This window comes from Paraburkholderia sp. IMGN_8 (genome assembly GCF_038050405.1).
GTDB lineage: Bacteria > Pseudomonadota > Gammaproteobacteria > Burkholderiales > Burkholderiaceae > Paraburkholderia.
In genome coordinates this window covers 1,693,394-1,711,465 of sequence record NZ_CP150901.1, presented here as the reverse complement: position 1 = coordinate 1,711,465, position 18,072 = coordinate 1,693,394, and the positions used below count along the sequence as shown (strand labels likewise).

Genomic DNA, 18,072 nt, shown 5'->3' with positions numbered 1-18,072 from the left:
GACGACTTCCGCTGTCAAGCGGGCCGCCGCGACTGTCAATGCCGCACTTGCACATCCTCGCCGCGAACGAGGTCACTCAGGGTTTCAAGGTGCTCCTCCGCGTACGGGCACCCCGTCATCTTGGTCGGGCAAGCGGGCTATGTCCTTGGCATCGAAGGGCGCTGTCAGGTTGATTTATCAGTGGCGTAAGATGGCGCGATGAAGAAAACGAAATCGCTCTATCACGGTCACCGTTTCCCAGCCAGCGTCATCAGTTGCGCAGTGCGCTGGTATTTTCGCTTTCAGTTGAGCCTGCGCGACATCGAAGAGTTGCTCGTCGAGCGCGGCGTGATCGTGACGTATGAGACGATCCGGTGCTGGTGCGACAAATTCGGTGCGGGCTTGGCTCGCCGTGTGAAGGCAGCGCGGCGCAAACCGGGTAGCACGTGGCATCTCGATGAGATGTTTGTGACTTTGCGTGGGGAACCGTACCTGCTCTGGCGTGCTGTTGACGAGCACGGCACCGAACTCGATATCCTGCTGCAAAAGCGGCGCGACGAGGCAGCCGCCAAACGCTTCTTCAAGCGTGTGCTGCGCTCAAACCTGGTACCGCGCAAGATCGTCACCGACCAGCTGCGCAGCTATCCGGCAGCAAAGGCTGACATTCCGGAGCTGGTCAGCGTGAAGCACGTGTTCGTCAAAGCGGCCGCCCGGCTGAACAACCGGGCGGAGAACAGCCACCAACCGACCCGGGAACGCGAGCGCCGCATGCGCGGCTTTCGCGACCCGAAACGCACACAACAATTTCTCTCCTGCTTCGGACCGATACGACAACACTTCGCGCTCAAGCGGCATCTGCTGCGCGCCTCACTGTATCGCAAACAGCTTGCTGCAAGGTTCGTTGCCTGGCGCGAATTCACGGAACAAGCCCAAAATCCGTCGACTGGCTTCTGAACGAAAGTCACACCTGCCGGCGTTTCGTCTCACTCGCGGCAAGTTGACAACGCCTGTTCAACTCATCGTTGATGCGTGAGTCGCGTGCACTCAGTTTCGTCAGTCGCTGGATCGACAATAGTAAGATCCCTAAAGGCACGCTTCGAAAGATCCAGCTCCACTGTAATGTGTCAATCCACGTGGTCACCAGGCTTGGCGTCGCAAGCAAGCCGGGTGCAAGCTGACAGTTTCTCAAAAGGCTCCACGACCTTGGCGGCAAGTCGGTGGATGCATGACTAAACACGCATTGCAACCACGTCGAACCGAGGCCGCCGGTCGATATCCCAACGAAATGCCTCTGATCGAGAGGGTGGAGAGCAGAGCATGCTGAGCTTTCCCAGTTTTCAAAGATGGCGGCCAGCGGGAGTGCGATCGGTTCGGCTGACCACCGGACTGGTGCTGTTCACCTATGTAGGGGCACACCTCCTGAATCACTCGCTGGGGAATATCTCGCTCGCGTGGCTGGAGCGTGGTCTGCTTGTACAGAAGTTTATCTGGCAAGGATGGCTTGGAACAGGCGTGCTGTACAGCGCGCTCGTGACGCATTTCTTCCTGGGTCTGTGGGCTCTGTATGAGCGGCGCTCGGTGCATTGGAATCGGGGTGAGGCAGCGCAACTCGTCCTCGGATTGTGCATTCCGCCGCTGCTAGCGAACCATCTCGCCAATACGCGGGTCGCATTTGCCGCGTTCGGCCTGAACAAGGGTTACGCGCAGTTGTTGTACTCGTTCTGGATCGCTTCGCCATTCTTCGGCCGGGCGCAGCTGATGCTGTTGGTGGTCGCCTGGTCGCATGGGTGTTGTGGCGTCTGGTTCTGGTTGCGGCTGAAGCCGTGGTTTGGGGCGTGGCGGAGCGTGCTGCTGAGCGTCGCCGTGCTGCTCCCGGTGCTCGCTCTGCTAGGCTTCCTCCAAGGCGGACGGGAAGTGATCGCGCTTGCGCAGGATCCCGTCTGGCGCGCCGCGGCGACTCGGCCGACGGTCGTCGGGACGGGATCGCAAAATCTCTGGCTCGCTAATCTGCGCAACGACTTTTTGCTCTTCGATGGTGGCGCGCTGCTGTTGGTACTTGGAGCGCGGCTGCTGCGCACGGTCCGGGAGCGCCGGCACGGACAGCTCTGCATCTTATATCCAGACGGGCGCAAGGTACTCGTGCCGCTCGGATTTTCGGTGCTGGAAGCTAGCCGGATGGCCGGAGTTCCGCATGCCAGCACGTGCGGTGGGCGTGCCCGATGCACATTGTGTAGGGTGCGCGTGCTCAGCGATGTGCCGCTGCCAACTCCAGCCGAGGCGGAGCGGCGTGTCCTGGCGCGACTGGGCGCTGACTCGCAGACAGTGCGTCTTGCGTGCCAGTTGCGGCCGACCCATGATCTCTCCGTGTGGCCACTGGTGCCGCCGGCCGCATCCACGGCCTTCCTGCAACGGCGTCAGCGGGACGTCATGCCGCAAGAGCGATTCGCGGCGTTCATGTTCGTGGACATGCGGGGTTCCACACAGCTTGCGGCGGCGCAACTACCGTTCGACAGCATATTCGTAGTCAGTCGCTTCCTGAGCGCTGTCTGTGCCGCGGTGGTCCAGGCGGGTGGTATGCCAAACCAGTTCATGGGCGACGCTGTGCTCGCGATTTTTGGCTTACGCAGCGAGCCAGCCATTGCTTGTCGCCAGGCGCTCTGCGCGGTGCCGTTGGTGGCAGCCAACATTGACCAACTCAACGCTGCGCTCGAACAGCAGTTGCAAACGCCCATCCGGTTTGGCATTGGATTGCATTGCGGCCGGGCTGTAATGGGTGAAATTGGCTTTCGCGAGCATGTGACATTCACGGCAATTGGTGACCCACTGAACGTGGCCTCAAGACTTGAGGAACTGACAAAAGAAATCGCTTGCGATGCTATTGTGTCCGAACAGGTATTCCAGCATGCCGGCGTTTCGGCGGCAGACCTGCCGCAGCTTGATGCACACCTGAAAGGCCGCAATGGCCCGGTTCCCGTCCGTGTGCTGTCCAAGGCGTCCCAGATGCCTCAGGCCTGACAACACTTCGCGATATTGCGCGGCACTCAGCGCCCGCCGCGAAAAAGGGGTAGTGTCGACAGCGAGCTGGCGCCAGCTAGGAAGCGGGATGCGCTCGCAGGTCCGAGATGAAGCTGTTCAGTTCCATGTCCCCGGCATCGGTAATTGCCCAGTAATTCATTCCTGCAGCACTCCAGTGCGCGAGGTGATAGCCCTGCCGCTGGTAGATATGAGGCGTGGCGCCCGCGTCATCGCCCGGCCACACATAAAGATTGATCGGGTGCAGCTTGTACCGATAGACCATCACGGCGACCGGCCGCCCGTTCAGGTAATCCAGCCGGCCGCCGACCAGGGGATATCCCTGCTGCGCCAGATCGACAACCGGCGGCGCAAAGTCCAGCTTGCCGTCAAACCACGGTTTGACCGTGTGCCGGTCGGTTGAAATCACATCCGAGAGGTGATTGAACTGCAGCGAGCGGACATGGTTGTCCACGAGTTCCTGACTCAGGCGCGTCTCGCTCGACGGCACCGAGAGGTACAACCCCGCGCTCCACGTCAACGCGACCACACTCATCACCATCGCGCCAACCGGTGCCCAGCCCAATGACCCTTCGCCGCGGCGCCAACCGAACAGATCAACCAGCCGTTGCCAGAGCGATGGCCGCCCCGGCAACGCCGCCTTGATGCGTTTCACCAGTTCCACGGGCGCCTCGACGCGCAAATCCGCCTGCCTGAGCTGCGCACTCACCTGGCGGTGCTGCGAGTAGACCTGCTGACACTGCTCGCAGCCTGCCAGATGGCGCTCGAATTCGAGCGCCTCGGACAGGCTCAATTCCTGGTCGAGATAGCCTGGCAGCAGTTCGAAGGCCTGTTCGTGATCCATCACACCTCCTGATCCGTCGGGGCGAGCAGCGCCGCAAGTTGCTGGCGGCCGCGTCCGAGGCGCGACATCACCGTCCCCATCGGGATGCCCACAATGGTGGCGATTTCCTTGTACGACAATTCTTCCAGCTCCCGCAGCACGATCACCTCCCGGTATTCCAGACGCAGACTCTGCAACGCCTTGTGCACCCGCTTCTGGCTCTGACTGCGTATGAGCATCGCTTCAGGACTGTCGTCGTGATCAGCGATACTCGTCTCAAGGCTATGCATGTCTTCCTCAAACTCCAACGTATCCGGTGCGTGGCCCCGGTTCTGCTGATACCAGGTGTAGAAGGTATTGCGCACGATGCTTAGCAACCAGGCGCGGGCATCGTCGCCGCGGAATCCGCCAAAAAACCGGAACGCGCGCAGATACGCCTCCTGCACCACGTCCTGGGCATCCTGGTCGTTATGCGTCAGCCATCGCGCAACATTGAAGGCCGAATTCATATGAGGTAACACGAGCTTCTCAAAGCGCTGCGCGCTGACTGGATCGGCCATTGTGAAATTCCTGCAGTAACCGCAATCCGTGACCGACAGTTATCAGACCGCCAGCACGTCGTTTTTATTCCCCGACGGTCAAAATCGCGCCGTATTACTCTGGCGTACCACGCGGAGGTCATGTGATCGATACAGGTGTGCGGAGAAACCTTGGGGAAAGCCTCGGCTGACGCAAATTAATCAAGCTAACCAAGCCTGCCGATGTGGATTATCTCCGGCTTGCGCCGCCAGTCAACTGCTCCCCACGCCCCGTCCGGTGCACGATCCGAAGCCCTCGCCTAATTCTACCCATCCCGACTGGCGACGCCCTGGAGCGCGGCAGACGGATGAGTGATCTCAGAGACATTGCATCCGCGCTGAAGGTCACAACGACGCACTCTCTGCCCTCGCGAACGTGACCCTGCCTGTGAAACGGTAAAGCCTCCGCGGACGGCCGACATCACCCCGACCAGCCATCCGATGCCTGTCGCCGACGGCAAGCTGACGTCGACAGTCAGGCCAATGCTTTTTATTGAAGCCCCGGGAATATCCGATGATGAAGCGGCGTCTACTCATTGCATACCGCACACTACTCTCAGGAGTCTGAAATGAAGAAGCTCGCCATTGCCGCCATATCGCTGGCCGTTCTTATGTCATCGGGCGCATTTGCCTAGAGCAAGACACGCGCCGAGGTCTATCAGGAATTAATCGAAGCGCAGCAGAACGGCCTGAACTACGTCACCGACACCTCGTACCCGGCTGTCAATCCGATCTTCACGGCGCAGGTCGCCCGCATGAAGCAGGAGCATTTTGCGCAACAGCGCGCAACCATGACGGACAGCACTATGAATTGAACACGCGTCTCGCCCCGGCTGATCTTGCCTGGCGGTTGACGACACGCATGCTTTCCGTCCTGTCACCATCACTCGCATCATGTTCAGCCCAGGCCGACCTTCGCGCGAATCAGCATCCCAAGAAGCAAGGAGCACCACTATGAAATCGGATTCAATGAAACAGTTTGTTGACCAGGCATTACGTGCGCTGGTTGTCGCGGGCGCGGTGCTGATGGCAACTTCAGCCAGCGTGTATGCGCAAACTTCGTCTGCCCCTGCCGCACATCAGCTCACTCGCGCGGAAGTGCGGCATGAACTCGAAGAACTGGAGGCGGCCGGGTATAACCCGTCCGAGAGCGACGAGGTTGACTACCCCGCCAATATTCAGGCCGCGGAAGCAACGGTTGCAGCCAAACATCAAGCGGAAAGAAGTGCAGTAATGGGCCTGGGCCAGACCGGACAGACGAAGCCGACACCCTGAGTCGGCGGAGCCCATGATGATGATCCGGCATGTTCGGGTCCGCTGTCCGACCAGACTATCTATTATCGAGACCCCAGAACTGATCACCGTATGCCGCTGAGTCGGTGCGCCTTCTGATCACAAGGCGCCTTGCTGCGCGAGACCTGGCTGCTGAACCGGCCGGAAGCAGCGCCACGAGCCGACGCTGTCAGCGGCGCTCAAACCAGGGCGGTACCGGCCAGCTTCGACAAGATCTTCCACCTGACCTCCTTCGACCTTCGCGGATCATCCAAAGTCTATCCGCCGTCCTCCGCACCCAAGGGAATGGTGTATGCGCCGCCAGGGTCCCATAGTCAATTTCGTGAACACCGCGTCCTCGCGCCTTCTTCCGGACGGTTACTCAACCTCTGGCGGCACTACTTTCACCTGAGCTCACCTACTGCACAGTGATGGTCTCTTTCATATTCGGGTGTATCCCGCAGAAGATTTTGTAGACACCTGGTTTATCGAACTTGAACTGGTAGGTGTCGTTCTGATCGAGCGCACCGGAGCGGAACAGGCCGGAGTCGCTGACAACCACGTGCGGTTCGCCATCGAGATTTTTCCAGGTCACGGTCGAACCGGCCTTGACCGTGAGCGACATCGGCGAAAACATGAAGTTCTTTATCACGACCGCATTGGCCTCCTGCGCCTGCGCGACGGTGAACTCGGAAGCGATTCCCGACATCAGCATCCCGACGCCGAGGGAGACGACGAAGGCGCGACGAAAGAAAGTGGTTCGCATGATTAGGATCCTTGTGGATGAGCGGTGTCTGGAATCAGACGAGTGTCGTGTCGGCAAGTGTCGTCTTCAGCGGGTGGCGCACGATCTTGATGCTGGTCACGCCAAGCATCCTCGGAAGCTGATCGCTCGGCACTGTCAGCGGCATGGGGCCGGGCCCATTGCCGGCCGTCGGTTGCGGATACGCCGTCGAGCGCGCCGTATGGAAAGTGATATTGCCTTCCACCTTCGACACGATCTGATGGATATGCCCATTCAGGACGGTGACCGAACCAAAGCGCTTCAAATAGCTCATCGCCTGGCCAGCATCGCCGGTGCCCCACCCCCAAGGTTCGTAAATCGTCCACATTGGCATGTGCGCAAAGACGACGATCGGCGTGCTGGACGAGCGCCCCTTCAGATCGTTTTCCAGCCAGGCGAGCTGGTCGTCGCCCAAGCCGCCCAATCCATTCGGCTTGAAATGCATTACGTTGACCAGCCCGATGAAGTGCACGCCGTTGTGGTCGAAGCTGTAATAACCTTTGTTGTCCGAGGCTTGACCGAAGCGGTTGAAGTATTCCGTCCCTGACCCGTCTGTCACATCATGTTCGCCGGGCACGGTATGCAACTCGGTAATATTCAGGCCCGACAACAATTGGGCCGCGAGGTCGAACTCTGCCGGTTTGGAAAGATGCGTAATGTCACCTGTGTGAATCGTCAGCGCCGGCTTGACCGGCATGGCGTTGACAAAATCAATCGTCTGCTTGAGCGTACCGGCGACATCCGGATTGGCTTCCTTGTTGAAACCAATATGCGTGTCGCTGATCTGCAGGAACAGGGGAACGCCCGAGGCAACTGACGAATCCTTCGCTGTGGCGGCGAGGGCTAATTCCACCGGCGTGAGAATACCGCCGGCCAGGACAAACACGGTGCCTACGCCACCGAAGGCGAGACATTTCAACGCGCCGCGGCGCGACGGATCGGATGGAAGATCTGACGACATAGTGCCCTCACGATTAGGTTCAGGAGGTAGACCGCCAGATTATCCGACGGGCCTTCCGACTGGATTCAATGCATAGACTGCCGGGTCATCCGTTTTATTCCAGCCCGCCGCACATTTCGAATGTGGTCGTGGGGTTGGCGCAACCGGTTCGCGCCCTGGTTGGCTGCAGTGGCCGCGCACCAGGATCGCATTGGCACGCGCGTCACGGCGACGTGATCAGAATCGGTGGCAAATACCGACCCGCCACCTGATGCTGGCGAGCCGACGGTGAACTGACTTTGCGGTCGGCCAAATGTGTTTTATTGAAGGCGCGGGAATATCCAGCGACGAAACGGTGTCTACATTGCATATCGCACATCACGCTCAGGAGTCTGCAGAGAAGAAGTTCGCCGCGGTCACAATTTCTCTGGCCATTCTCGCGTCACCGGGCGCAGCTGCTCAAGGCAAGACGCGCGCCGAAGTCGATCAGGAACTGGTCGAAGCGCAGCAATACGGCCTGAACTCGTCACCGAGACCTCGTACCCAGACGTCAACCAGATTTTCACGGCCTAGATTACTCGCATGAAGCAACAGCAGCTCACCTCAACAAAATGCAGCCAGCAAGGGTGGGAGCGGCGGTACTTCAGGCAATAAAGCTAACTAAATGTGCACGTCGATGAGACATGCTCATGTCCATGCGATGCCGCGCCTGAAAGTGCAAAGACCTACAGGCCCGTCCCTCGCTCAAACCTGAAGACAGGAGAAGTGCAAATGAACCAGTTCGATCTTCGCGACAGCCCGATCCCCGGTGCGCACAGCGCCGGCGCAGCCTGCCACCACAAGGCGGCGAACGGCATCCCAGGTTTGCGCAGCCAGCCCGTAGGCAAGAAGGCTTCGTCGTGCGTTCGCCGCGCAGTCTGGATCGCCGCCGCGTTCGCGGGACTGATGGCTGCTGGATGCACGTCCCTGCCCCAGACCAGCAGCAATGAATGCGTAGGTCCGGTCAGCTACTGCCAGCTGTTCTTCGGCTCCTAAATGGCAGTTCTCTCGACGTCTGATGTCAAGGGGGACGAAGGTGCATGGTAGACGGCTGGTGATCGCAGACAGGAGCGCGTAGCAAAACCGTGGCGAAGCGCTCTTTTTTGTCGGCTGCCCGGCGCGTGCGCGCGCGTGCCGAGCAAGCCTGTCCTCAACGAGCCGCGCAGTCCCCCGTGGGCCAGAGCACGGATTCACGAATGGACCAATGTCAGACACGCTTTAGTGAACGCCGGCTTACGAACCATCAGCACTTCGCGATCAAAAGGTGCGCCCCCCGATGCCGCTCACTATCGATGTCACCTTGCCAGACGCTTCGCGTCGTGGCGCCTCTTTACCAGCAGCCCCCAAAGTCCGAATGCCACTTGCTGAGCAATGCGAGACCTGTACCTTTTTGCCTGCGCTCCTCATCAAGCCGAAAGCGTTGTTCGTAACTATCGACGGGCGACCCTCAAACCGACCCTGCCCGGCTTCGAAAAACCGTGTGCGACCCGTACACGCAATCCGTCGCATTCATGGCGTGCGCTTTGTCTGCGCTATCTGGCTTCCTCCCGTCAGCGCATTCTTTTCTGCTTGATGTTTGGCCTCCAGCCTTTGTTCCGCCGCCTGAATGTCATCTGGGTAGTAGAGATCATTGGGAACAGGGCGATATCCGACCGCCTCCAACTCCTTGAGTTCATGTCGCACTTCTGCACGGGTGATCTGATGCGTGCCGGGCTCCGCCGACGTTTGCGCGTACACACAGGCTGACGTTGCCATCAGCACCGCACTCACGATGAACGAACCACGCGCGGATTGACCAACAAGCCGATTAAGCGAATTCGATTTCATGTTGCTACTCCTTGGTTTTCGAGCGCGTGATGTCCACAGTCCACTTGACTCCAGCGCACGGCGCTCTGCACGGGTAAACCACTGAACCGGCATCCTTATTCCCTACTCTCTTTCGCAGGACAAAAAGGCATCCTTGACATCTGCGATAAGAGGACACCGTGGCACGCCCAACCGTGCAGTTGTCCAACGATCGCCCCTACCTCCGCCGCCATGCCCGGGATCGGCCGGAACAAGAACGTCCCGCATGACATCCCCGATGACACCCGGACCCGCCCTTCGCTTATCGCTCCGTCCGGCCTGAAGATGTGGCCCGTTGACCCGGTCAACGGGACCACGGCTCGATCACTCGCATCACAATCGATCTCATTTTTAGGTGTTTCGGCCGCGCAAATTTCCCTTTTTTCACAGGCTGCGGGAATATCCGGCGACGAAACAGAGTCTACTCATTGCATATCGCAAAACGGTCTGAAGTCTGCAATGAAGGAATTTGCAGTGGTCGTCCTTGCTCTGGCCGCTCTCGCGTCGTCAGGTGCATTTACGCAAATCAAGACCCGCGCGGAGGTCTATCGATGAACTGATCGAGGCACAGCGAACGGCCCGAACAACGTCACCGAAACCTCCTACCCGGACGTCAACCCGATCTTCACGGAGCAGGTTACACGCATGAAACAGGCGCATCTGGTGCTACCGAACGCAACCACGGCGAGGAATACCGAAAATTAGGCAGCAAGCGCATCATCGCAACCGCTCAGGGGTACCGGATGTTGCGCGCATGACGAAGCAAGCAGCGAACCGACGCTGGGAATGAGGAAGCCGACTCGGCCGCCTTGTTGTATAGAGCGTCGTTATGAAGAACAAGGTCGATAGCGGGTCTCGCGCTTTCGGCACATTAAGGATGTGTGATATGAAAAACGTTTTCGAGAGAGCGATCGTGCCGCGCGCACTGATGGCATTGAGAGGACTCCTGCTAGCGGTGTCGTGTATCGCCGCGGGTAGCGTCGCGGCGCAAGGTCTCAGCCCATATGACGATATCAACGCGCCCGAGAACAGCACCCGGTTGCTGCCGCAGGCTGCACGCGGGAGCGAGTATCCCACCCACGGTGATCGGCAGGCGGGAGAGCTGAATCTGAATCCGACGGATCCGCGGGCGCAACTCGCCAATGGTTTGCCGAACAATGCGCAGTCTGGTGGATACGGATCGCCACTAGCCGGCGTGAGGACCTATGTCGTGCCGCCGTCGAAAAATTGAGGGTCAAGACGATCCGGCCTGGTGCAGGATGTACTGCAGATAGCTGGCTGCATTGAATTGGGAGTCTGATCGTCATCGAATCCAGGCATGTCACGTGGCTGATTCGAATGCGCGCTGGCGGGCCATCAACGGCACCCTAACTGGATCCAGTGTTGGTCGTATCGCCTGCGCTCTTGTTACGCTGGTCGGGCACAGGGATGAAAGCGATGAAGAAGCATTCCGTTCTTGCGATTGTCGCGCGTGCGTTGTGGATTTCGGTGCTCGCGATGGTCGCTGCATGCACGCCGCTCCAGGTGGTCACGCATACCGTCAGCCAGTCTGAAACGCGAGTGCCGCCAGGTCAGTACGAACTTGATCAGCACCACTGGAGCATTACATTCGACGTCGATCACTTCAAGTATTCGCGCTTCACGATGCGCCTCGATCGCGCGACCGCAAAGCTCGACTGGGACGAAGGCGGGCTCGACAGGAGTTCAGTCGCGGCGACCATCGATGCCGCCAGCGTGGATACCAACGTGCCGCTCCTCGACAAGCTCGTCAAAGGCGCTGATATGTTCGACGTGGCGCACTACCCGCAGATCCGGTTCGTCAGCACGCGTTTCGAGCGTACAGGAGACGCCCGCGGCACGTTGACCGGCGATCTGACGATCCGCGGCACCACGCAACCGGTCACGCTTGAAGTGACGTTCAACGGCTTCGCACCCGATCCGCTGACGAAACAGGACACGCTCGGCTTCTCGGCGGAAGGCCATTTCAGCCGCGCGAGGTTTGGACTATCGACGTGGTTCCCGGCCGTAGGCGACGACGTAAACGTGCGGATTCAGGCGGAATTCATCCGGCAACCCGCGGCGCCCGAGCGCGCCGCGGGTGTACCTGAGGTGTCGTTCAAGAGAAGGATAAACGTTCGGGGCCGAGATCAGCTTGCCGTTTTCGCCTGAGGGCACCACCGCGAACACGCAGATCAGCCATCATCTACGGTCTCAAGGCCATCCTTTCGAGCTGGTCGATCGATACGTTCTGCCTTAAAGACACGGGCGGTAGAGACATGACATCGTGCGTCGCAGCGATGCAACGTAGTATTTCTTTTTGATGCCTTGGCTTCACTCGAATGTCTTCTCAGGGCGTGAACATTGACGTGACAGGACTTTATATTCAGAACCAGGCCATGCCGGCGTGGCGCCAACTGAACATAGGCATGCGAGAACGGCCGGGACGGGTAGGTAATCGGGGGCGTGGCTGGACCCGGCATTGAGGAGGTTTTCGATGGCTACAAAGAACAGAAAGCGGCAGATCGCGCAGAAGACGATCGCACTCGCACTGCAAGGCGGCGGGATGCACGGAGCGTTCACCTGGGGCGTGCTCGACCGCCTGCTGGAGGACGGCCGGCTTCTAATTGAAGGCGTCAGCGCCACCAGTGCAGGTGCGATGAATGCCGCCGTGCTGGCCCACGGTCTATTAACGGGTGATTCCGAAGACGCGCGCCAGGCGCTGCACGACTTCTGGCGCGCCGTTGCACAATCGGCGGAGAGCTACGACCCCTTCGGCAAGATACCGTGGTTGAAAGGAACCCACACGTTCGGACTGGACCACTCGCCCATGTACCTACTGGCGGACATTGTTCTTCGTATCCTGTCACCGTACCAGTTCAATCCCCACAACATGAATCCGCTGCGCAGGATACTGGACCAACACGTCGATTTCGACGCGCTGCGAAGACATTGCCCGATACATCTATATCTATGCGCAACTAATGTTGAGACCGGCAAAATACGAATCTTTTCTGGCCAGGAACTGTGTATAGAGGCGGTGCTTGCTTCGGCCTGCCTCCCAACGCTGTTCCAGGCGGTAGAGATCAACGGCGAACATTACTGGGACGGAGGCTATGTCGGTAACCCGGCAATTTTCCCCCTGATCTATACCTGCGGAACACACGATGTAGTGATTGTCCACATCAATCCGATTGTGCGCCCCGGCGTACCAACCACGCCGGCCGATATCCTCAACCGCATGAACGAAGTGAGCTTCAATTCGTCACTGATGCGTGAGATGCGCGCAATCGCTTTCGTAACCGAGCTGATCCAGCAACGAAGGATTGAGCCCGGCGGGATGAAGGAAATGTTGATCCACTCGATTCGGTCCGACCAGACAATGGCCGCACTCGGTGTGTCGAGCAAGTACAACGCCGATTGGAACTTTCTTTGCTCTTTGCGTGATAAGGGACGGACCGAGGCCGGGGCATGGCTCGAGGAGAACTACCACCACGTCGGCCAACGATCGAGCGTCGACATCAGCAAGGAATTCCTTTAGGGTTATGCTGAACAAGCCGCGCAACTTGAGCGCGTCCTCGGCATGTGGGAGTTCATCAGTCAGTCGTCGACCCACACTTCAGCTCTGACTTTTCGGGTATTGCGAGCCGGCTATTTGCCCGCTTCTCGCCCTTTTTGGGTGCACCGATGCCATCACTCATCCTCGCGACGGGGAGAGGTCCGCGACCGTCAGCGCCTTCATCGCGGGCCAATCGCGCAACGGACTTGAGCGTCGAAGATTGCAGAAAGAATTGCTGAACTCCTAATGCAAGCACAACGCCAAGCGAGATCGCCGCTATTTGACCGTGAAGGTGTATTCGGCTTCCGTGCGATGCCCGTCGGCGGCAACCGCAACCCACGTGACCGTATACACACCAGGCGCTAGCGGGTTCAGCATCACCGACATGTGTTTCGAGTTGGACGAATCGACCATCGCCTTGCCGAGCGTCACGGACCTGCGCTGTGCATCCGTCACCATGATCGCGCTAAATTCGGCTTCGAGTCCGTCATCGAAATCGATCGACACTTCCTTTGGCGAAACAGACATGCTAGCCCCAGGGGGCGGCGCCTGATGTTTCGGGTAGGCATGGGCGTTCACCAGTTGCGAGGTCGCGAGACTCAACGCGGCCACGACGCCGCGTGCAGTGGAGCCATTTAGGAAGGAGTTTTTCATAGACGTATCGTCAATCTTGATCAAGGCGCGGATCGGGTCTGCACCGCGTCGTTACAGCCCATTAGCGCATTCTATTCCGCCTGACGTTTGGCTTCGACCCGCTGTTGGACCGCCTGAATGTCGGGAGGGCAGTACAGATCGGCGGCTGGAGAAGGGCTATATCCGGCTGACTTCAGCTCTTCGAGTTCAGACATAACCTCCGCACGCGTTATGTGATGTGTGCCGGACCCCAGCGACGTTTGCGCGTACACAGTTCGATGCTGCCAACAGCGCGGCGCTCACAATGAGCGAACCAGGTATGGTTAGCACGCCTCCGGCGCCACTCGGTAGGCCGACGGTTGCGTCACGCGTCGACGTGTGACGATCAGAACCGCGTACGGATTCCCAACCGGCCCACCGCCTGATGCTGATTAGTCGACGGCGATACGCCGTTCACGTGTGCGACGGCGGGTGCCCCCGTCGAATCGCGGCCGTTGACCGTCTGATAGACGACCGCTGCATAGACGTCCGTGCGCGGCGACAACGTGTAATTCGCGCCGATGGCGAACTGGTTGTAGTTCACGCCGCCGACCTTGCCCGTCACCTCGCTGCTGCGCGTGTAGTTATAAGAAATGCCCGCGAGGAAAGCGGACGTCACGTGGTACTGGAAGCTCGCTTCGGCATCGTTGAAAACCGCCGTGCTGCGCTCCAGCGCCGCGATATCACCGAACCTGATGTTCGAATAGGTTGCGCCGAACACAGCAGGTCCGAGCGCATAGGAACCGCCCCAGCCGATAACCTGATACGACTGCGCCGTAGCGTAGCCGCTAAAGACCGGCGTGCCCGTCAGTCCATTGGATGTTGCCGTATCGGCGGGGTTGCTGCCGAACAGCGAAGCCGCCGGGTTCTTCACGTTCAGGTAAGCCACGCCCATGGCCAGCGGCCCCTGCTTGTAGGCCGCCCCGAGCGAATACACCTGGTCAGTCGTGAACGATCCCGCCACACCTCCCAGGCTGTATACGCCGCCGAACGTCAACCCTGAGTAGTCGATGCTCCTGAACTTGATCGCGTTGTTGGTTCGACGGCTGTTATTGAAGTTGTCCAGATCGCCTGGGTGAGCCGCGTGCGCCGTACCGACATTCGAATCGCCGAATTCGAAGTTGCCCAGATAGTCCACTACGCTGTCGTACTGACGGCCGAGCGTGAGCGTGCCGAATCGGCTACTGCTCAAGCCAACGAAAGCCTGGCGTCCGAACTCGGCACCACCCTGCCCGAGCTTGCCGGTATTGAGGTCAAAACCATTCTCGAGCGTGAATACCGCAGCAAGGCCACCGCCCAGATCCTCTGTGCCTCGCAAACCCCAGCGTGTGCTATTCAGGCCATTGAGAGCGTCGAGCGCGTATTTGGTTCCGCCGCCGGTCTTGCGAGCCACCGGCACATTGCTAACGGCCTCGAATCCTTCATCGATCAGGCCGTACAACGTCACGCTGCTTTGTGCATGGACGACACCTGCCAGCAGGCACAAAGTTGCTAATGCCAGAAGTTGCTTCTTCATTGTGTGATCCCCAGATTGCCTGCCATTAACCCGCAAGACATTGGCGCATCCGCACCACGGATGTCCGTGTTCCAACCATGCGCGACCTGCTCGACGTCAACCGACATCCTGGTCATTCGCGCGTGGCTCCGTCCGGCTTGACGACGATGCCGGATGACGGCTTTTACCAGGGACGCGGCACGTTTATTCCGATCTTGCTCGAAATTATTTGGGGCGTTGCACGGGTGCCCGCGTTCTTTTTCACAAGCCCGGGAATATCCGTCGACCAAACGCTGTCTACTCAATGCACATCGCACAATACTCATGAAACACTAAGGAGTCTGAAATGGATAAATCCATTGTGATCGTCATTTCTCTGGCCGCTCTCACCTCATCGAGCGCGTTTGCTCAAAGCAAGACCCGCGCCGAGGTCTACCACGAACTGATCGAAGCACAGCAAAGCGGGCTGAACTACGTCACAGAAACGTCGTACCCCGAGGTCAACCCAATTTACGCAGCACAGGTCAAGCGCATCAAGCACGACCATTTTGTGCAGCAGAGCGCGTCTATCGACGACAGCACGACTCATTGAACTTGCGTCTTGTTAGCTCGAGCCAATGCTGAGGCCCCGTCATTCATCTGATTCTCGGCTCGCCCTGTCTATCCTGCGAACAAGCACCTTGAAACACTAGGAGTATCGCCATGAAATCAGTCTCACAAATTCGGTTATTCGACCAGTCATTGCGCAACCTGGCGGTCGCAGGCGCGATTCTGATGTCGACTTCAGTTGGCGTGTTTGCGCAAACCATGCCTGACCCGGCGACGCATCGAGTCACGCGCGCAGAGGTCATGCAGGAACTCTACGAGCTGGAGGCGGCGGGTTACAACCCGTCCCAGGGCGACGACGGTTCATATCCCGCCGACATTCAGGCTGCACAAGAAAAGGTTGCCGCCAAACATCAAGCGGAACGAAATGCGATGATGAGCGCTGGCCAGAATGGGCAGGCGAAGCCGGCGCCTTGAGGTGCAGACGGTCGCTAGTATTCCGTGTACATCGCTACTCGCGTACCCATCTACCGTTGTGGAGTTTTCCGCGCGAAGAATAGTCGAGGTCTGGCCGAGATTCGTAAATATCCGAAGCTTCAGATATTCAAGAATCCCGACCAACCCCACTCCTTGCCGTGGCCGGTCATTGCGAACCGACTTGTCGCTGCCTTCTTCGTCGCCGCGGGTTAGGTACGCGGCGCACCTGTCGTCCACATGGACTTGGAAGTACCAACTTCACTACAGGCTTGCCCGCACGACAGACGATGAAGCCACGTTTCGCGGTTAACTTGGTAATCAGGCGTTCAATTCCGGACTGGGCACTCGACAGGCTGATGTGGCGATTTCTCATAACGCTGTCTTGCGTCGAATGTGACGGAGAAATCATACGCCGATGCGGTAGCGCCGCAGGTTATATTGCGCCCGCGCCGTCTACACGGCTACGGCAAGTTGGCGCCGGTCTAAGGAAACTGTATCTACGATATCCGCGCAGTGCCTTGCAGAGGTTCGAGATCAACTCGTTAATCCGGAAGGGCATCTCCGGCGGCCCGATGGTTGACGAACTTGTTCCGCGTCGCGGGTGTTGCCCAACAAGGTGCGACCCAAGCAAACGGCAACGACGAGTGCTTGTGTGCCGCCGAGCTGGACAGTTGGATAGCGGCGTCTGAAGCTTCGAAGGTGCCAGTCGAAACCCCGGGTGCTGCAAATCGCGCGTGAACTCGGTCAGCGCCGCCTACCCCCTGGATCCGTAGCAGCAGGAACGACCGCGCGCTCGGGCGTGTCCCTTGACGCCCTACGCAACCCTGAACGGACCGGGTTGGTCAGAGCCGAAGCGAGCAATTCACGCTTACGGCCGCCAGCCCACCTTGCGACAAGCGGCCCTCGCCAACTATCGACAGGCCATCAGCGATAGCCATAACGCACTCGCAATTGTGCGCCGCACACCGAATATTCCCGGTGCTGCAGACTTTGTTGTATCCGAACGGCGAACCTTCCGTTCCAGCAGACTTTGTTGTGCGCCGATATCTCTTGAAAAGTAGTTTGACAAACTATCTTTAGATATATATCTTACGACACATCTTAAGACACAAATGAGGCACTCAAGATGCGTCGTCACCACCGTTTTTCCCGGTCGCGCAACGCGGACGACCGTTCCTACGCCCAGCACGACCATTCTTCGCTGCATGCGCTTTGGCACGCGTCCACCCGCCATCATGAGTATGGCGGCGAGCGCCGTCGCGAAGGGCGCGATGAGCACGACAGGCGCGGCGACCGGCATGACTTTCATGGCGACGAGCGTGGCGAGTTCCGCCGCAGCCGGCGCTTCGGCCATCACGGCCATCACGGCTACGACCGCTTCTCGCTGCATGCGCTGTGGCACGCAATCGGCCGCCATCACGAGCACCGCGGCGGCGGACGCTTCGGCGGCGGTCCCGGCGGCTTCGGCGGCGATGGCGACGGTTTTCCGCGCGGCCGCAAATTCAGCTCCGACGACCTGCAATTGCTGCTGCTGTCGATGATCGACGCCCAGCCGAGCCACGGCTACGAGCTGATCAAGGCGCTCGAAACCCGCTCGAACGGCTTCTACAGCCCGAGCCCCGGCATGGTCTATCCGGCGCTCACGTATCTGGAAGAGCTCGGCTACGTGACCGTGCAACTCGAAGGCAACCGCAAGCGCTACGAACTGGCCGAAGCGGGCCGCGAGTATCTGAGCGCCAACCGCGACCGCGTCGAGTTGATGTTCGCGAAACTAAGCCATATTGCCCGCAAGATGGATTCCGTGCGCCGCGCTTTTGCCGGCGAGGAACCGGCCGACATCAGCGTAGGTGGTTGGCTGCCGGAACTGAACGAAGCGCGCCGCGCGCTCAAGCATGCGCTGCTGCGCCGGGACAATGCGCCGGCCGCAGAACAGCGCCGCATCGCCGCGATCCTGATGCGTGCGGCACAGGAAATCGAAGGCAAAAACGATAACGACGGCGGCGACCAGACCGTTTGAAATCGCGCTGCATAAG

Annotated in this window: 19 protein-coding genes and 1 pseudogene; 12 read left to right on the top strand and 8 right to left on the bottom strand. The window is 59.2% G+C overall.

Features of this window, described 5'->3' with window-relative positions:
* Nucleotides 1-198 precede the first annotated feature (198 nt).
* Nucleotides 199-933 (top strand): IS6 family transposase, encoded by a 735-nt coding sequence (locus tag WN982_RS28950; RefSeq protein ID WP_341318998.1) that lies wholly within the window; start codon nucleotides 199-201, stop codon nucleotides 931-933.
* 363 nt (nucleotides 934-1,296) lie between these two features.
* A complete protein-coding gene (locus WN982_RS28945) occupies nucleotides 1,297-2,994 on the top strand; it encodes an adenylate/guanylate cyclase domain-containing protein (RefSeq protein ID WP_341318997.1) in 1,698 nt (565 codons plus the stop codon).
* A 76-nt stretch (nucleotides 2,995-3,070) separates the two neighbouring features.
* On the opposite strand, the gene WN982_RS28940 is transcribed toward WN982_RS28945, so the two are convergent.
* Both WN982_RS28940 and WN982_RS28935 read right to left on the bottom strand, forming a co-directional pair.
* Entirely contained in the window at nucleotides 3,071-3,856 is a 786-nt protein-coding gene (locus tag WN982_RS28940) for an anti-sigma factor (protein ID WP_341318996.1), read from the bottom strand.
* Complete coding sequence (locus tag WN982_RS28935; RefSeq protein ID WP_341318995.1) at nucleotides 3,856-4,395, bottom strand: sigma-70 family RNA polymerase sigma factor; 540 nt, start codon at nucleotides 4,393-4,395, stop codon at nucleotides 3,856-3,858. The genes WN982_RS28940 and WN982_RS28935 overlap by 1 nt, the downstream gene beginning before the upstream one ends.
* Nucleotides 4,396-4,982: 587 nt before the next feature.
* On the opposite strand from WN982_RS28935, the pseudogene WN982_RS28930 reads away from it, so the two are divergent.
* Nucleotides 4,983-5,228: pseudogene (locus tag WN982_RS28930) on the top strand (DUF4148 domain-containing protein).
* A gap of 139 nt (nucleotides 5,229-5,367) precedes the next feature.
* Nucleotides 5,368-5,688 carry a DUF4148 domain-containing protein gene (locus WN982_RS28925; protein ID WP_341318994.1) on the top strand — a complete coding sequence of 107 codons (321 nt, stop codon included), beginning with the start codon at nucleotides 5,368-5,370 and terminating at the stop codon, nucleotides 5,686-5,688.
* Between the two features lie 415 nt (nucleotides 5,689-6,103).
* On the opposite strand, the gene WN982_RS28920 is transcribed toward WN982_RS28925, so the two are convergent.
* Both WN982_RS28920 and WN982_RS28915 read right to left on the bottom strand, forming a co-directional pair.
* Nucleotides 6,104-6,451, bottom strand: coding sequence for a cupredoxin family copper-binding protein (locus WN982_RS28920; protein ID WP_341318993.1), 348 nt, complete (start codon nucleotides 6,449-6,451; stop codon nucleotides 6,104-6,106).
* Nucleotides 6,452-6,485: 34 nt separating this feature from the next.
* The gene (locus WN982_RS28915; protein WP_341318992.1) at nucleotides 6,486-7,430 is read right to left on the bottom strand and encodes a metallophosphoesterase; all 945 of its coding nucleotides are present in this window, start codon (nucleotides 7,428-7,430) and stop codon (nucleotides 6,486-6,488) included.
* Between the two features lie 292 nt (nucleotides 7,431-7,722).
* Between WN982_RS28915 and WN982_RS28910 the strand changes: the two genes are divergently transcribed.
* A complete protein-coding gene (locus WN982_RS28910) occupies nucleotides 7,723-7,995 on the top strand; it encodes a DUF4148 domain-containing protein (protein ID WP_341318991.1) in 273 nt (90 codons plus the stop codon).
* Between the two features lie 185 nt (nucleotides 7,996-8,180).
* Nucleotides 8,181-8,444 (top strand): hypothetical protein, encoded by a 264-nt coding sequence (locus WN982_RS28905; RefSeq protein WP_341318990.1) that lies wholly within the window; start codon nucleotides 8,181-8,183, stop codon nucleotides 8,442-8,444.
* A gap of 513 nt (nucleotides 8,445-8,957) precedes the next feature.
* On the opposite strand, the gene WN982_RS28900 is transcribed toward WN982_RS28905, so the two are convergent.
* Nucleotides 8,958-9,275 (bottom strand): DUF4148 domain-containing protein, encoded by a 318-nt coding sequence (locus WN982_RS28900; RefSeq protein WP_341318989.1) that lies wholly within the window; start codon nucleotides 9,273-9,275, stop codon nucleotides 8,958-8,960.
* 946 nt (nucleotides 9,276-10,221) lie between these two features.
* Between WN982_RS28900 and WN982_RS28895 the strand changes: the two genes are divergently transcribed.
* The 3 genes from WN982_RS28895 (at nucleotide 10,222) to WN982_RS28885 (ending at nucleotide 12,831) form a co-directional block, all read left to right on the top strand.
* Nucleotides 10,222-10,524 (top strand): hypothetical protein, encoded by a 303-nt coding sequence (locus tag WN982_RS28895; RefSeq protein ID WP_341319454.1) that lies wholly within the window; start codon nucleotides 10,222-10,224, stop codon nucleotides 10,522-10,524.
* A gap of 266 nt (nucleotides 10,525-10,790) precedes the next feature.
* Nucleotides 10,791-11,462 (top strand): YceI family protein, encoded by a 672-nt coding sequence (locus WN982_RS28890; protein ID WP_341319453.1) that lies wholly within the window; start codon nucleotides 10,791-10,793, stop codon nucleotides 11,460-11,462.
* Nucleotides 11,463-11,787: 325 nt separating this feature from the next.
* Nucleotides 11,788-12,831: a patatin-like phospholipase family protein gene (locus WN982_RS28885; RefSeq protein ID WP_341318988.1), complete on the top strand. Its 1,044-nt coding sequence runs from the start codon at nucleotides 11,788-11,790 to the stop codon at nucleotides 12,829-12,831.
* Nucleotides 12,832-13,125: 294 nt separating this feature from the next.
* Here the strand turns inward: WN982_RS28885 and WN982_RS28880 are convergent, their stop codons facing one another.
* The 3 genes from WN982_RS28880 to WN982_RS28870 form a co-directional block, all read right to left on the bottom strand.
* Nucleotides 13,126-13,503 carry a copper resistance protein CopC gene (locus WN982_RS28880; RefSeq protein WP_341318987.1) on the bottom strand — a complete coding sequence of 126 codons (378 nt, stop codon included), beginning with the start codon at nucleotides 13,501-13,503 and terminating at the stop codon, nucleotides 13,126-13,128.
* A gap of 71 nt (nucleotides 13,504-13,574) precedes the next feature.
* Nucleotides 13,575-13,697 (bottom strand): hypothetical protein, encoded by a 123-nt coding sequence (locus tag WN982_RS28875; RefSeq protein WP_341318986.1) that lies wholly within the window; start codon nucleotides 13,695-13,697, stop codon nucleotides 13,575-13,577.
* A 170-nt stretch (nucleotides 13,698-13,867) separates the two neighbouring features.
* Nucleotides 13,868-15,037, bottom strand: coding sequence for a porin (locus WN982_RS28870; RefSeq protein WP_341318985.1), 1,170 nt, complete (start codon nucleotides 15,035-15,037; stop codon nucleotides 13,868-13,870).
* Nucleotides 15,038-15,362: 325 nt separating this feature from the next.
* Between WN982_RS28870 and WN982_RS28865 the strand changes: the two genes are divergently transcribed.
* The 3 genes from WN982_RS28865 (at nucleotide 15,363) to WN982_RS28855 (ending at nucleotide 18,056) form a co-directional block, all read left to right on the top strand.
* Complete coding sequence (locus WN982_RS28865) at nucleotides 15,363-15,608, top strand: DUF4148 domain-containing protein (RefSeq protein WP_341318984.1); 246 nt, start codon at nucleotides 15,363-15,365, stop codon at nucleotides 15,606-15,608.
* A gap of 110 nt (nucleotides 15,609-15,718) precedes the next feature.
* Nucleotides 15,719-16,039: a DUF4148 domain-containing protein gene (locus tag WN982_RS28860; protein WP_341318983.1), complete on the top strand. Its 321-nt coding sequence runs from the start codon at nucleotides 15,719-15,721 to the stop codon at nucleotides 16,037-16,039.
* 1,126 nt (nucleotides 16,040-17,165) lie between these two features.
* A complete protein-coding gene (locus WN982_RS28855) occupies nucleotides 17,166-18,056 on the top strand; it encodes a PadR family transcriptional regulator (RefSeq protein ID WP_341318982.1) in 891 nt (296 codons plus the stop codon).
* The last annotated feature ends 16 nt before the right edge of the window (nucleotides 18,057-18,072 follow it).